The 14,672-nt window shown below is 34.2% G+C and carries 10 protein-coding genes; 9 read left to right on the top strand and 1 reads right to left on the bottom strand.

Annotated features, from left to right (window positions below):
* Positions 1–30: 30 nt before the first annotated feature.
* Positions 31–1,566 carry a YifB family Mg chelatase-like AAA ATPase gene (locus HNP99_RS14805; RefSeq protein ID WP_173854169.1) on the bottom strand — a complete coding sequence of 512 codons (1,536 nt, stop codon included), beginning with the start codon at positions 1,564–1,566 and terminating at the stop codon, positions 31–33.
* 194 nt (positions 1,567–1,760) lie between these two features.
* Here HNP99_RS14805 and HNP99_RS14810 point away from each other — a divergent pair, with 194 nt between their 5' ends.
* From HNP99_RS14810 to HNP99_RS14850, 9 genes are all read left to right on the top strand, one after another.
* Entirely contained in the window at positions 1,761–2,963 is a 1,203-nt protein-coding gene (locus HNP99_RS14810; RefSeq protein WP_173854170.1) for an NAD(P)/FAD-dependent oxidoreductase, read from the top strand.
* 319 nt (positions 2,964–3,282) lie between these two features.
* Positions 3,283–4,755 (top strand): sodium:solute symporter family protein, encoded by a 1,473-nt coding sequence (locus HNP99_RS14815; protein WP_173854171.1) that lies wholly within the window; start codon positions 3,283–3,285, stop codon positions 4,753–4,755.
* On the top strand, positions 4,736–5,170 hold the full coding sequence (locus HNP99_RS14820) for a GNAT family N-acetyltransferase (protein WP_173854172.1): 435 nt from the start codon (positions 4,736–4,738) through the stop codon (positions 5,168–5,170). Before HNP99_RS14815 ends, HNP99_RS14820 begins: the two co-directional genes overlap by 20 nt.
* Before the next feature lie 7 nt (positions 5,171–5,177).
* Positions 5,178–6,329: an amidohydrolase gene (locus HNP99_RS14825; RefSeq protein WP_173854173.1), complete on the top strand. Its 1,152-nt coding sequence runs from the start codon at positions 5,178–5,180 to the stop codon at positions 6,327–6,329.
* Complete coding sequence (gene alr, locus HNP99_RS14830; protein WP_173854174.1) at positions 6,319–7,470, top strand: alanine racemase; 1,152 nt, start codon at positions 6,319–6,321, stop codon at positions 7,468–7,470. The genes HNP99_RS14825 and alr overlap by 11 nt, the downstream gene beginning before the upstream one ends.
* Entirely contained in the window at positions 7,470–8,543 is a 1,074-nt protein-coding gene (locus HNP99_RS14835) for an alanine racemase (RefSeq protein ID WP_173854175.1), read from the top strand. The genes alr and HNP99_RS14835 overlap by 1 nt, the downstream gene beginning before the upstream one ends.
* 166 nt (positions 8,544–8,709) lie before the next feature.
* Positions 8,710–11,706: an amidohydrolase family protein gene (locus tag HNP99_RS14840; RefSeq protein ID WP_173854176.1), complete on the top strand. Its 2,997-nt coding sequence runs from the start codon at positions 8,710–8,712 to the stop codon at positions 11,704–11,706.
* 48 nt (positions 11,707–11,754) lie between these two features.
* Entirely contained in the window at positions 11,755–13,053 is a 1,299-nt protein-coding gene (locus HNP99_RS14845) for an amidohydrolase family protein (protein WP_173854177.1), read from the top strand.
* 278 nt (positions 13,054–13,331) lie between these two features.
* Positions 13,332–14,639: an ammonium transporter gene (locus HNP99_RS14850; protein ID WP_173854178.1), complete on the top strand. Its 1,308-nt coding sequence runs from the start codon at positions 13,332–13,334 to the stop codon at positions 14,637–14,639.
* Positions 14,640–14,672 lie beyond the last annotated feature (33 nt).

Below are 14,672 nucleotides of genomic sequence, written 5' to 3' on the forward strand. Positions count from 1 at the left end.
GATTAATTCCCGATTTTTTTTGTTTAAAGCCTATCCTAACCAGCCGTCTCTATCCAAACTTCGGTACTGGATCGCTTCGGCAATGTGGGCAGAAACAACTGTAGGAGAAGCTTCTAAATCAGCTATAGTACGCGCTACTTTCAAAATTCTATCATACGCTCTAGCTGATAAATTAAGACGCTCCATTGCGGTTTTTAATAATTGTTTGGACACATCGTCTAAGGCGCAAAATTCCCTGATTTGTTTCGTATTCATTTGCGCATTGTAATGAATATGCTCTATAGCTTCAAAACGCAACGTTTGCAATTCTCTTGCTTGAGTGACTCTTTTTCTAATATCTACACTACTTTCTGCTTTTCTATCATCTGATAATTTTTCAAAAGGAACTGGCGTTACTTCAATATGAATATCAATACGGTCCAATAAAGGACCTGAAATTTTACTCAAATACCGCTGCATTTCATGTGGTGATGATGTTTGCGGTGCATCAGGATCGTTAAAAAAACCACTCGGACTTGGATTCATACTCGCTACCAACATAAATGACGATGGATAAGTAACCGTAAACTTAGCCCTTGAAATTGTTACTTCACGATCTTCTAATGGCTGTCGCATCACCTCAAGCACATCACGTTTAAATTCAGGTAATTCATCAAGAAATAAAACACCATTATGCGCCATAGAAATTTCTCCAGGTTGCGGATAACTCCCTCCTCCTACTAATGCAACATTAGAAATGGTGTGATGCGGACTCCTAAACGGACGCTGATTCATCAATCCTACTTCTTTTAACTTACCGGCTACACTATGAATTTTGGTTGTTTCAAGCGCTTCTCGCAAAGTCATAGGCGGTAAAATACTCGGTAATCGTTTGGCTAACATAGTTTTACCCGCTCCAGGAGGCCCTATTAAAATAATATTATGACCTCCTGCTGCAGCAATCTCCATCGACCTCTTAATTGATTCTTGTCCTTTGACATCGCTAAAATCAAATTCTGGAAAATCTAAATCCTTATAAAACTCTGTTCGTGTATCGATTACTGTGGGTTCTAAATTTCCTTTTCCTTCTAGAAAATCAATAACCTCTTGAAGTGTTTCTACACCATAAACATTGAGTCCAGTAACAATTGCAGCTTCTTTTACATTTTGCTTAGGTAGAAAAAAACCTTTAAAACCTTCCTCCTTAGCTTTTATAGCAATAGGTAATGCGCCACGAATTGGTTGCAAACTTCCGTCAAGCGAAAGTTCTCCCATAATAATATATTCGTTGTATTCAACTGCTTTTATTTGTTCAGAAGCGACTAAAATCCCTATCGTTAAAGTTAAATCATAAGCGGATCCTTCTTTTCGTAAGTCAGCAGGTGCCATATTGATGGTAATCTTTTTGCCCGGCATTTTGTAGCCATTATTTTTAAGAGCAGCTGCAATTCTATAACTACTTTCTTTGATTGCATTATCTGGTAAACCCACTAAATGATATCCTATACCATTGTCAATATTTACTTCAACGGTAATCGTTGTTGCTTCTACTCCAAACACTGCACTTCCAAAAGTCTTAACTAACATATTGCCGATTTTTCTCTAAAAATAAACATTTATTATATATAAAACATCCTTATCAGTAAGTAATACCTTAAAAAATAAGTGTTTAAAAATGAACCCTCCTTAAAATCTTATAAAATAAAAGGAATATTGTGAAAAAAGAATATCCACCATAAGTGTAATTTTAATCAAAAAATCAATTCTAATAAATCGACATCATGGACTTAAAATCTGGACTCCCTTTTTGGTTAATAAAAAATGGCCTATCAAATGACTATGCCACATTAGACACAAACATTACAACTGAAGTTCTCATTATAGGTTCTGGAATTACCGGAGCTTTAGTGGCACATTTTTTATGTGAAGCAGGTGTAAAATGTGTTATTGCTGATAAAAGAATGTCCTCCACAGGAAGCACCACAGCGAGTACCGCGCAATTGCAATACGAAATAGACACTTTTCTTTTTGATTTAATCGAAAAAGTTGGCGAAGAAAATGCTGTTAAAGCCTATAAAAAATGTTTAGAGTCTATTTACACCCTCGAAAAAATCATTAAAAAATTAAAAATAGACGGAGAATTCAATTGGAGATCGAGTCTTTATATTGCCTCAAATGCTGCTGGATTGAAAGATTTAGAAAAGGAATATACTATTCGAAAAAAACACGGCTTACCCGTTACTTTTTTAAATCAAAAACAATTGAAGACCAAATTCAATATTGATAAAAAAGGAGCTTTATATAATGACTGCTCTGCACAGATCGATACTTTTAAACTTTGCAATGCTATTTTAGATTATCATAAAAAGAACTCTGGACTAGTTATTTATAGTCACACTGATATTGTGAAAATCGAAAATAAAAATGACCACATTCTAGCACACACCCAAAAGAAAAATACTATTAAGGCTAAAAAAATAGTCGCAGCACCTGGTTTTGAGTCGGAGTCTTTATTGAATGAAAAAGTAATGCAGCTCAACTCCACCTACGTTATTGTTAGTAAGCCCATGAAAGAAGAAGATTTCTGGAATGAGAAATGCTTGATTTGGGAAACAGCAAGACCGTATATTTATATTAGGACTACAAGTGATAACCGCATTATGGTTGGTGGATTTGACGAACCTTTTCAGGATCCAAAACGAAGAGACAAATTAATGGAGCAAAAAAACGAAGCCATTTTAAAACGCTTTAAAAAGTTTTTCCCTGATAGTAAAATAGAAATTGACTTTTATTGGTGTGGAACTTTTGGAGAAACTAAAGACGGCTTACCCTTTATTGGCGAACATAAAGACCACCCTAACATGTACTTTGCGTTAGGCTATGGAGGCAACGGAATCACGTTTAGCGTTATTGCAGCTGAGATGATAAAAGATTTGTATTTAGGCAACCCAACCGACGTTGATTTGTTTGCTTTTGACAGGTAGTTTCAGCCCAATATATATAAATTATTTAGTGCTTTTTATCGAAAATTAAACCTGAAAAACAGCGCACATAACAGTACGCTAAAATTAGCTTCATGTTGTTTTAATAGCATTATGGTTATATTTTCTTATATTTGCCCAGATTTAATTGATTTTTAGGTCAAAAAAATGGTTTTTACGCCTATTTTGTAAAACCTATTTTTATCTAATTTCCTAACCTTGGAAAGCAATTTAAAATCATAAATCAACTGCAAATAATTGCATCTTTTGCCTCAGGAAAAATTCCTTTTACAGGCTGCTAAATAATCCTAAAATACGAAAAATGCATCCAATAGATTATATAATCTTTGTTGTTTACATGCTAGCTATGCTAGGTGTTGGAGTCTATTTTTATAACAAAAATAAAACAGCCGAAGACTTTTACGTAAGTGGTCGGAATATGAGTAGTTGGCACATAGGTTTATCAGTTGTTGCTACTGACGTAGGTGGCGGTTTCTCGATTGGATTAGGTGGACTTGGTTTTACAATGGGAATTTCAGGTTCTTGGATGCTTTTTACAGGATTGTTAGGCGCATGGTTAAGCGCTGTTTACCTGATTCCGAAAGTAAGTCATTTAGGTCACAAACATAAATTTTTTACTTTCCCACAAATATTCAATCATTTTTATACGCCTAGAGTAGCGCTATTAGCAGGAATTATATCGGCTATAGGTTATATTGGTTTTACTAGTTCTCAGGTTTTAGCTGGAGCCAAATTAGCATCAGCAACCATAGATGGATTGAATTTACAAACCGCTTTAATCGTGATGGGATTAATTGCAGTAATTTACACTGCAATTGGAGGGTTAAAAGCAGTAATTTATACCGATACAATACAATGGCTAATTTTAATAGGTGGTTTGGTTTTCATAGGAATTCCTATTGCTTACAATGCAGTAGGAGGATATGATGCGATAAAAGCAACTTTACCACCAGAATACCTCTCTCTTACCAATGTTTCTTGGCATCAAATCGTAAACTGGTCCATTACCATTATTCCCATATGGTTTGTGGGAATGACACTGTATCAAAGGATTTATGCAAGTAAAGGCGAGAAAGAGGCTAAAAAAGCCTGGATAATCGCAGGAGTTTTTGAGTGGCCTATCATGGCATTTATGGGAGTTATTTTAGGTATGCTTGCAAAAGTCGCGGCTACTAAAGGAATGTTTACCGGAATTACTGATGCTGCTTCAATGGATAGTGAAATGGGATTGCCTGTTTTACTAGCAACTATTTTACCTGTAGGTTTAATGGGATTGATGCTTTCTTCTTATTTTTCGGCGATACTTTCTACTGCTGATAGCTGTTTAATGGCAGCTTCAGGAAATATCGTAACGGATATTATTGCTAAGTTTTCTAAAAAAGAATTAAGTCATAAAAAAGAACTGCAGCTTTCGCAAATAGTAACCTTACTCGTAGGTTTTTTTGCTATTCTTTTAGCTTCGCAAATGCAAAACGTGCTAGAACTAATGCTTTACTCCTATGCCTTTATGGTTTCGGGATTATTTGTTCCCGTTATTGGTGCTTTATTTTGGAAAAAAAGCCATCCTACAGCAGCATTTTGGAGCATGCTCCTTGGCGGAAGCACAACAATTTTTTTAATTATCAGCGAAAATGAATTACCTTTAGGAATAAAATTACCCGAACACCTGGATGCTAACGCCTATGGTATTTCGGTGTCATTGATTTTATTTGTAACAATATCACTTTATCATTATAACAAAAACAATAAACAAAATGGAATTCAAAATAATTAACGCAGCTACAGGAGCTGATCAAACTTATACAAATCAAGTAATTGCTGAGTTTCTTTTTACTCATTTAGAAGAGTACGGAGACAAAGTAGCTGACATTCTTAAATGTATAGACTACGTTATGAACCCTGATAAAGGCGGAAATATTGTGGTAGGATTAGACAATAGTAAAATTGTAGGTGTTGTGATTTTAAACAATACAGGAATGAAAGATTTTATCCCTGAAAACATCTTGGTTTATATTGCCGTTGACAATAGCCAACGTGGTAAAGGTTACGGAAAACAATTAATGGAAAAAGCCATCGCTACTGCTGAAGGAAACATTGCATTACACGTAGAACCAAATAATCCTGCTAAAAAATTATACGAAAAACTAGGTTTTACAAACAAGTACCTAGAAATGCGATTAGTAAAATAACAACAAAATGAAAAAGGAAAAGTCAAGTTTAACGCTACTTACTGAGTTGCGTAAAACCTTACATCAATATCCTGAAGTATCTGGCAAAGAAGTAAACACGGCACAACGCATTGTTTCTTTTCTTAATGAATATCCTCCTGACGAAATGATTACGGAAGTGGGGAACAACGGCATAATTGCTATTTATAACGGAAAGAAACCAGGTAAAAAAGTGCTTTTTAGATGTGAACTTGATGCTTTACCTATTGAGGAGATTAATACTTTTTCTTATCATTCTGTTTTTGATGGCGTTTCTCATAAATGTGGCCACGATGGACATATGGCAATTCTTTGTGGATTAGCTGTGGAACTCCATCATCAAAGGCCTGAATCAGGAACTGTAATTTTACTTTTTCAACCTGCCGAAGAAGATGGAAGTGGTGCCGAAAAAGTTTTTAACGATCCAAAATTTGGCGTAAAACCTGATTTTGCTTTTGCATTACACAATTTACCAGGATATCCTAAACATCAAATTATTATTAAAAACGGCACTTTTACCTGTGCCGTTAATAGTATGATTATTCAATTAAAAGGAAAAACGGCTCACGCTGGAGAACCTGAAAAAGGAATCAATCCTACCTTAGCTATTGCAGCAATAATAACCGAATTTAACAACCAGATTCAAACGGATCTTTCTAAAGAAAATTACTGCCTCGTTACTCCTATTTATACTCGAATAGGAACAAAAGCCTATGGCGTATCAGCGGGTGATGGTGAAATTCATTTTACAGTAAGAAGCAACAGCAACTTACAAATGAGAAAAGTAGAACGTACTTTAGAAAATATAGTGAATGAAATTGCTAATCAACACCAATTATTACCTTCAATAAATTGGGTAGAAAGCTTTCAAGCAAATGAAAATAATGAGACTGTTGCCAACCATATTAGAGCTGCAGCAAATTCAAATGATTTTGACCTGCTCGAAAAACAGTTTCCATTTACATGGGGAGAAGATTTTGGTCTTTTTACACAGCAATTTCCGGGTGCGATGTTCGGTTTAGGTTCAGGTACTGATACTCCCGCTCTACACAATCCAGATTATGATTTTCCTGATGAAATAATTACAACAGGAGTTACTGTTTTTCATACAATTAGTAAACAAATATTAAATGCACACTAACTCGATTATCGAACTCAACCGTTCGGCATATCAAAACAATATCAATTTCTTAAAAAAAACATTTGGAAAAAAAGTAGTCCTTTCCTCTGTGGTAAAAGGTAATGCTTACGGTCACGGTGTTAGAGAGTTTGTCTCTATGGCTTATGATTGTGGGGTAACTCATTTCTCTGTTTTTGATGTTGAAGAGGCAAAAGTCGTTAAAGAAACCCTATTTGATCAAGTTACTATTATGGTAATGGGACTCGTTCAAGAACAAGATATGGAATGGGTAGTTGCTAATAACGTAGAATTTTTTGTATTTGATAAAATAAGATTAAATCAAGCGATTCGTGCAGCCAAAAAGTTAAAAAAACAAGCAATCATTCATATTGAAGCTGAAACGGGAATGAACCGAACTGGTTTTGAAAAAAAAGAACTTACAAGTATTATTCCTTACCTTAAGAAAGAAAAGGAACACCTTTACTTCAAAGGACTCTGTACACATTATGCTGGTGCAGAAAGCATTGCAAATTATTACCGCGTAGACAAACAAATCAAAAAATTCGAAGAAATTTATCAATATCTTTGTAATAATGATTTACGTCCTGAAATAAAACATTCTGCTTGTTCAGCTGCATCGATTATGTTTCCTGAAACCCGTATGGATATGGTGCGTATAGGAATTATGCAATATGGTTTATGGTCTAGTCCAGAGGTATTTGTCAATTTTTTAAATACTAAAAAAAATAAAACAGACCCTTTAAAGCGAGTTATTACTTGGAAAAGTAGTGTGATGAGCGTTAAAAAAGTAAGTATTGGTGATTTTATAGGATATGGAACGAGTTTTCTTGCCGAAAGGAATATGAAAATAGCAGTTATTCCTATAGGATATTCCCATGGTTATAGTCGTTCTTTGAGTAATCAAGGGCGAGTGCTAATTAATGGGCAGCGTTGCATTGTAGTAGGATCAGTAAATATGAATATGATGACTGTTGATGTTACTGACATCGAAACAGTAAAAAAAGATGACGAAGTTGTTTTAATAGGGACACAAGAAGAACTTACGGTTTCTGTATCTTCTTTTAGTGATTTTAGTAATCAATTAAATTATGAATTATTAACCCGAATAGCAAAAACGATTCCGCGTAAAATTATAATATAATGGCGTTTATAAAATTATATAGAAAAAAATTAGAAGAGAATTATCAATTTCTAGATACAATCTTTAAAGCTAGAAACATACAGTGGGGCGTGGTGTCAAAACTACTTTGTGGAAACAAAATATACCTAAAAGAAATAATTGCCCTGGGTGTGCGAGAAATTCACGATTCAAGAGTAAGTAATCTAAGAAAAATTAAAGCCTTAGACCCTACGATACAAACGGTTTATATCAAGCCACCTGCAAAAAGAAGTATTGAAAACATTGTACGTTATGCTGATGTAAGTTTTAATACTGAAATTTATACCATCGAAATGCTTTCTAAAGAAGCACAAAAACAAAATAAAATTCATAAAATCATTATTATGATTGAAATGGGTGATTTGCGTGAAGGTGTTATGGGTGAAGAGCTAATAGAGTTTTATGGTAATATTTTAAAATTACCTAATATTGAGATTCTAGGAATTGGTACTAACTTGAACTGTTTGAGCGGTATCATGCCTACGCAAGATAAATTGATTCAATTAAGTTTATACAAACAATTAATTGAAGCTAAATTCAACATTAGTATTCCATGGGTTTCTGGAGGAACATCCGTTGCGATTCCGTTATTACTAAAAAATGCACGTCCTATGGCAGTGAATCATTTTAGGATAGGAGAAGCATTGTTCTTTGGTAAAGACCTTTTTACTGGTGACACAATTGAAGGAATGCACAACGATGTTTTTAAATTATACTCAGAAATAATCGAAATTACCGAAAAACCTGACGCTCCTATTGGAGAATTGGGAGAAAGCGGTGTAGGAACTTCATACATAATGAATGCTGATGATGATCTAGGTGAAACATCTCTAAGAGCAATATTAGACATTGGTTTACTAGACATGCAACCACAATATATAGAACCTGAAGACGAATCAATTACTATTATTGACGCTAGTTCAGACATGCTTGTTATTGATATTTCTAACTCGAAGCAAAAATACAAAATTGGAGATTTAGTCTCTTTCAAAATAAAATACATGGGGGCACTTTACCTCTTAAATTCTGATTATATCCAGAAAACGATTGGATAACAGTAATACACTTTTAAAAAGGGAAATGAAAATTAAATTCGTTTCCCTTTTTTTTTTCGAAAAACACAAAGATTCGTTTTATGTGACGAACAAGTGTTAATTGTTTAAATTCTTTGCTCTTTTCTCAGTTGAATGTTTATTTTTATTACAAATTAACTAAAACCACATGAAAAGAATCGTTTCCCTACTATTTCTATTGATTTTTATTCCAAAAATTAATGCACAGGAATATTTTCCAAACAATGAAAGTATTCAACACAAAAACAATAATTATACGGCTTTTACCAATGCTAAAATTATCGTTTCCCCTTCACTAATAATTGAAAAAGGAACTTTATTGATCCAAAGCGGAAAAGTCGTTGCCGTAGGAACTGCTATTACTATTCCTAAAAATTCGGTTTCAATTAATCTCGAAGGACAATCCATTTACCCTAATTTTATAGATATGTATTCTAGCTTTGGAATCGAAAAACCAAAACGAACAGAGCGCAGTCAAGATCCTCTTTATGACACTAAAAAAGAAGGGTATTACTGGAATGAGCACATAAAACCGGAAGCAGATGCCTATCAAAATTTTAAATATGATACTACAAAAGCCGAAGAGTTATTAAAAGCGGGTTTTGGTGTTGTAGCCACGCACATCAATGATGGTGTAGCGCAAGGAACCGGAACGCTAATTGCTTTAAATAACGAAGAACAAAGCAACCGCTTACTTGCTGATAAAATAAGTAACAATTTTAGTTTTACTAGAAGCGTCACTTCAAATCAAGCGTATCCAAGTTCTTTGATGGGAATGATGGCTTTGCTTCGCCAAATGTATTATGACTTAGATTGGTACAAAAAAGGTAACGCTACTACAAAAGATTTATCACTTGATGCTTTAATCAAAAATGAAAAACTAATTCAAGTATTCGCTACCGAAGATAAATTAAATAGTTTAAGAGCAGCCAAACTTGCGTCTGAATTTGGTTTAAACTACATCATGAAAGGTGGTGGAAATGAATATGAACGAATTGAAGAAATTAAGAAGACAAATGCTAAATTTATTATTCCAATAAATTTTCCAGAAGCTTTTGATGTTTCTAATCCTTATCAAGCAAGTCAATTAGATTTTGCTGATTTATTAGCATGGAATCAAGCACCAACAAATTTAAAAGTTCTTTCGGATAACGGAATAACCTTTGCTCTAACAACTGATAATTTAAAAAAACTGGAAGATTTTAGAACCAATCTTTTAAAAGCAATTCAGTATGGTTTTGATAAAAAGAAAGCGCTTGAATCACTAACTACTATTCCTGCTGCATTATTAGGTAGAAGTGATGAAATTGGGAGTTTGAAAGTAGGGAGCTTAGCTAATTTTTTAATTACCTCTGGTGAATTATTTGATAAGGAAACCGTAATTTATGAAAATTGGGTTCAAGGTGCTAAATATGTGATTACTGATCGAACGGTAAAAGATATTCGTGGTGAGTATACATTGAGTTTAGATAATAAATCCTATAAGTGGAAGATTAACGGCGAAATCGCTGCTCCAAATTCAGAACTTTCAGTTACAGAAACCGAAAAATTAAACACAAAACTAAGCGTTACTAACAATTGGGTTTCACTAATCATAAGTGCCAAAGATACTACAGCGGTAAAATTTGATCGCTTAACAGCTTATTTAGATAACAGTCAAAACATTTCGGGTAAAGCCATTTCATTTGATGGTAAAGAATCTATTTGGACTGCTACTAAAACAGCTCCTTTTGTAAAGAAAATTGATTCTACAGCTGTCAATAAAAATATTGAACTTATTCCACTTACCTATCCCAACTTAGCTTTTGGAAATGTAGAAAAACCCAAACAAGAAATTTTATTATTCAAGAATGCTACGGTATGGACAAATGAAAAAGAAGGAATTCTTGAAGAAACCGATGTGTTAGTTAAAAATGGAAAAATTACTGCAATAGGTAAAAATTTATCTGATGCGGGTGCAACAGTTATTGATGCTAAAGGAAAGCATTTAACAAGCGGGATTATCGATGAACATTCTCATATAGCGATTTCTAGAGGGGTAAATGAAGGCGGTCATAACTCCAGTGCCGAAGTTACAATTGAAGATGTTGTTAACTCAGATGATGTCAATATCTACAGAGAACTGGCAGGTGGAGTAACTACCTCGCAATTACTCCATGGATCTGCAAATCCTATTGGTGGTCGATCTGCAATTGTAAAATGGAAATGGGGAAGCGCTCCAGAGGAAATGATCTATAAAGACTCTCCTAAATTTATAAAATTTGCTTTAGGTGAAAATGTAAAACAAGCTAATTGGGGAATAGACAACCCTACCCGATTCCCACAAACTAGAATGGGTGTTGAGCAAGTATATATGGATTATTTTCAACGTGCAAAAGAATATGATGCTGCATGGAAGGCCTATAATTCTAGCGGAAAAAAGAATAAACAAAAAGCACCTCGAAAAGATATAGAATTACAAACATTAGCTGAAATCATTAATAAAGAACGCTTTATTAGCTGCCACTCTTACATTCAGTCAGAGATATTGATGTTGATGAGCGTAGCAGAAAAATTTGATTTTAAAATAAACACATTTACGCACATTCTTGAAGGATATAAAGTAGCTGACAAGATGAAAGAACACGGTGCAGGAGCTTCTACATTTGCTGACTGGTGGGCTTATAAATTTGAAGTAAATGATGCTATTCCGTACAACGGACCTATCATGCACAATGCAGGATTAATAGTCGCTTATAATTCAGATGATGCCGAAATGTCTCGAAGATTAAATCAAGAAGCTGCAAAAGCGGTGAAATATGGCGCTATCTCTGAAGAAGAGGCTTGGAAGTTTGTCACTTTAAACCCAGCAAAATTATTACATATTGACGATAAAGTGGGAAGTATTAAAATAGGTAAAGATGCTGATATCGTTCTTTGGAACGAGAACCCTTTGTCTATTTACGCCAAAGCAGAAAAAACAATCATTGAAGGTGTTGTTTATTATGACACTACAAAAGATGCTGAAAAAAGAGTTTTAATTGCTAAAGAAAGAAACCAACTTATAGGGCAAATGCTAGAGGAAAAAAATAAAGGAATGAAAACTCAAGAGCCTAAGAAAAAAGATAAAAAAGAATACCATTGTGATACTTTAGAACAATACTAAAAACTTAAACTGATGAATCACAATTTTAAAAATATAACTCAAAAAAACATGAGCAAATACACTTATATTCTCACTTTGCTTTTTAGTGCATCGCTATTTGCACAGCACGCTCCTGCAAAAAAACAAACAAAATCTATCCTGATTTTGAACGGAACGGCACATTTAGGTAACGGGAAAATTATCGATAATAGCGCAATTGGATTTAAAGATGGGAAATTAACTTTAGTAGCCGATGCTTCTTTAATTAGATTAGCAACTGGAGCTTATGATGAAACAATTGACGCTACAGGAAAACACATCTATCCTGGCTTTATTGCTCCCAATTCTACGTTAGGTTTGGTCGAAATTGACGCTGTAAAATCATCTGATGATCAGAGTGAAATAGGCGAAATGAATCCTAATGTGCGTAGTTTAATTGCTTATAATGCCGAATCAAAAGTTATTGAAACCGTGCGACCTAACGGAATTTTAATGGCACAAATCACTCCTCGTGGCGGAACTATCTCTGGAACATCATCTATAGTGCAATTAGATTCATGGAGCTATCAAGATGGCGTAATCAAAGAAAATGATGGTATCCACTTGAACTTTCCATCTATTTACAACAGCAGTGGTTGGTGGGCTGAGCCTGGAAGTGCTTCCTTAAACAAAGATTACGCAAAAGAAATCAATGAAATTCGTACTTTTTTATCGAATGCAAAAGCATACCAACTAGCTACTGCAAATGAGAGAAACCTTGTATTTGAGTCTACAAAAGGCTTATTTGATGGCACACAAACCTTATTTCTTCATGCAGATCATGAATTACAAATCATTGATGGAATTAAAATGGCTAAAGAAATTGGTATTTCTAAAGTTGTAATAGTTGGTGGTTTTGAAGCGTATAAATGTGCTGAATTATTAAAAAGTAATTCCATTGGTGTTTTATTAAGACGCGTACACGACATGCCTGAGTTTGATGATCAAGATGTAAACTTACCTTATAAAATGGCTAAAATGCTAACTGAGAAAGGTATTGTTGTAGGCCTTGAAAATAGTGGTGATATGGAACGCATGAATACGCGTAACCTCCCTTTTCTTGCAGGTACATGCGCTGCTTATGGATTAGACAAAGAGCAGGCACTGCAGTTAATTACATCAAATACTGCACAATTACTTGGAATTGATTCTTTCTGTGGAACTTTAGAACAAGGAAAAGATGCTACATTATTCATTTCAGAAGGGGACGCATTAGACATGCGAACTAACAAATTGTCAAAAGCTTATATTCAGGGTAGATTATTATCATTAGAAAATCATCAATCAAAATTGAATGACATTTATAAAGAAAAATACAACCAAAAGTAAATCATAAACAAGCAGTTAGGTTTATTATTAATTAAAATAGACAATTTATCTCCTGATAAGTTGTCTATTTTTTTGTTTTATATCTAAAAAAAGCAAAAAATGAGAATACTTTATTTTAGAATAAGCCATAAAAATAGGTTTTAAAACATCCCTAACAAGCATACCCGCAAAAAAATAGGGGTCAAAATGAAAAATACATAAAAATAATGACATTGTAATTAATATCATCAGGGGTGTTGAATCATTTTATACTTTTGTTTAAAAAAACGAACCAACCTATGAGAAAAATTGTTTTAAGTGTTATTCTAATAACTCTTTTGGTACTAACTGTATGTACCAATTTTTTAATGACCAGCAATCCTATTCCTTCTGAACCTATAAAATTTGATACTGGGGATACAGCATGGATGATTGTAGCAACTGCTTTAGTTTTAATAATGACTCCTGGCCTAGGTTTCTTTTACGGAGGAATGGTAGGAAAGAAAAATGTTATTAGTACGATGTTACAAAGTTACATGGCAATGATAATCGTTACTGTTTTATGGGTAATTGTTGGATTCAGTTTATCATTTGGAACTTCAATTGGAGGTATCATTGGTAATCCGTTAGATTATTTTATGTTTAAAAACGTAGGAATAAAAACAGCATGGGGTACCATTCCATTCATGCTTTTTGCATTATTTCAAGCAAAATTTGCAATTATCACTCCTGCACTTATTACAGGTGCTTTTGCAGAGCGTATTCGTTTTTGGGCTTATATGTTATTTATGGTTTTATTTATCCTAGTAATCTACACTCCTCTTTGTCACATGACTTGGCATGAAGATGGGTTATTCTATAAAATGGGTGTATTAGATTTTGCTGGAGGAACCGTAGTTCACATGAGTGCTGGTTGGGCTGCATTAGCAGGAGCTATGTTTTTAGGAAAAAGAAAAGGACAAAAACCAAATCCTGCACGTATTACTTACGTATTATTAGGGACTGGATTATTATGGTTTGGATGGTTTGGTTTCAACGCTGGATCTGCTCTTGCTGCAAATGGTTTAGCTGTACAAGCCTTAGGAACAACTACGGTTGCTGCTGCGGGAGCTGGAATGGCTTGGGTTTTCTTTGATAAAATTCTGGGGCATAAAGTATCTGCAATGGGAGCTTGTATTGGTGCCGTTGTAGGTCTTGTTGCGATTACTCCTGCTGCCGGATTTGTAAGCATACCAAACGCACTTTTTATAGGTATCTTCAGTAGTATTGTAAGTAATATTATGGTTGGTAAATTTCATAAAAGAGATAAAATTGATGATGCATTAGATGTTTTTGCTTGTCATGGTGTAGGCGGAATGACTGGAATGCTATTAACAGGTGTATTTGCTTCAAAAGAAATAAACCCAGCAGTAACTGATCAAGGGCTTATCTTTGGAGAAACCACCTTATTCATCAATCAATTAACAGCTTTAGTGATTGTATCTGTATTTGCATTTACTGCTTCTTATTTCCTTTTCTTTATTGTGAACAAAATCACACCACTAAGAGTAAGTGAAGACAAAGAAGAATTAGGTTTAGACATCTCACAACATGGAGAATACCTATAAAAATTATAATTATACAGCTCCTTTGTAAAACCA

Origin of the sequence: Flavobacterium gelidicaeli, from assembly GCF_013294005.1 — a bacterium.
Classification (GTDB): domain Bacteria; phylum Bacteroidota; class Bacteroidia; order Flavobacteriales; family Flavobacteriaceae; genus Flavobacterium.

What these genes read in the sequence shown, in the direction of transcription:
- HNP99_RS14810 (WP_173854170.1), top strand. Translation starts at nt 1,761, where the DNA reads ATGGACTTAAAATCTGGACTCCCTTTTTGGTTAATAAAAAATGGCCTA.
- HNP99_RS14825 (WP_173854173.1), top strand. Translation starts at nt 5,178, where the DNA reads ATGAAAAAGGAAAAGTCAAGTTTAACGCTACTTACTGAGTTGCGTAAA.
- HNP99_RS14805 (WP_173854169.1), bottom strand. Translation starts at nt 1,566, where the DNA reads ATGTTAGTTAAGACTTTTGGAAGTGCAGTGTTTGGAGTAGAAGCAACA.
- HNP99_RS14820 (WP_173854172.1), top strand. Translation starts at nt 4,736, where the DNA reads ATGGAATTCAAAATAATTAACGCAGCTACAGGAGCTGATCAAACTTAT.
- HNP99_RS14835 (WP_173854175.1), top strand. Translation starts at nt 7,470, where the DNA reads ATGGCGTTTATAAAATTATATAGAAAAAAATTAGAAGAGAATTATCAA.
- HNP99_RS14845 (WP_173854177.1), top strand. Translation starts at nt 11,755, where the DNA reads ATGAGCAAATACACTTATATTCTCACTTTGCTTTTTAGTGCATCGCTA.
- HNP99_RS14815 (WP_173854171.1), top strand. Translation starts at nt 3,283, where the DNA reads ATGCATCCAATAGATTATATAATCTTTGTTGTTTACATGCTAGCTATG.
- HNP99_RS14850 (WP_173854178.1), top strand. Translation starts at nt 13,332, where the DNA reads ATGAGAAAAATTGTTTTAAGTGTTATTCTAATAACTCTTTTGGTACTA.
- alr (WP_173854174.1), top strand. Translation starts at nt 6,319, where the DNA reads ATGCACACTAACTCGATTATCGAACTCAACCGTTCGGCATATCAAAAC.
- HNP99_RS14840 (WP_173854176.1), top strand. Translation starts at nt 8,710, where the DNA reads ATGAAAAGAATCGTTTCCCTACTATTTCTATTGATTTTTATTCCAAAA.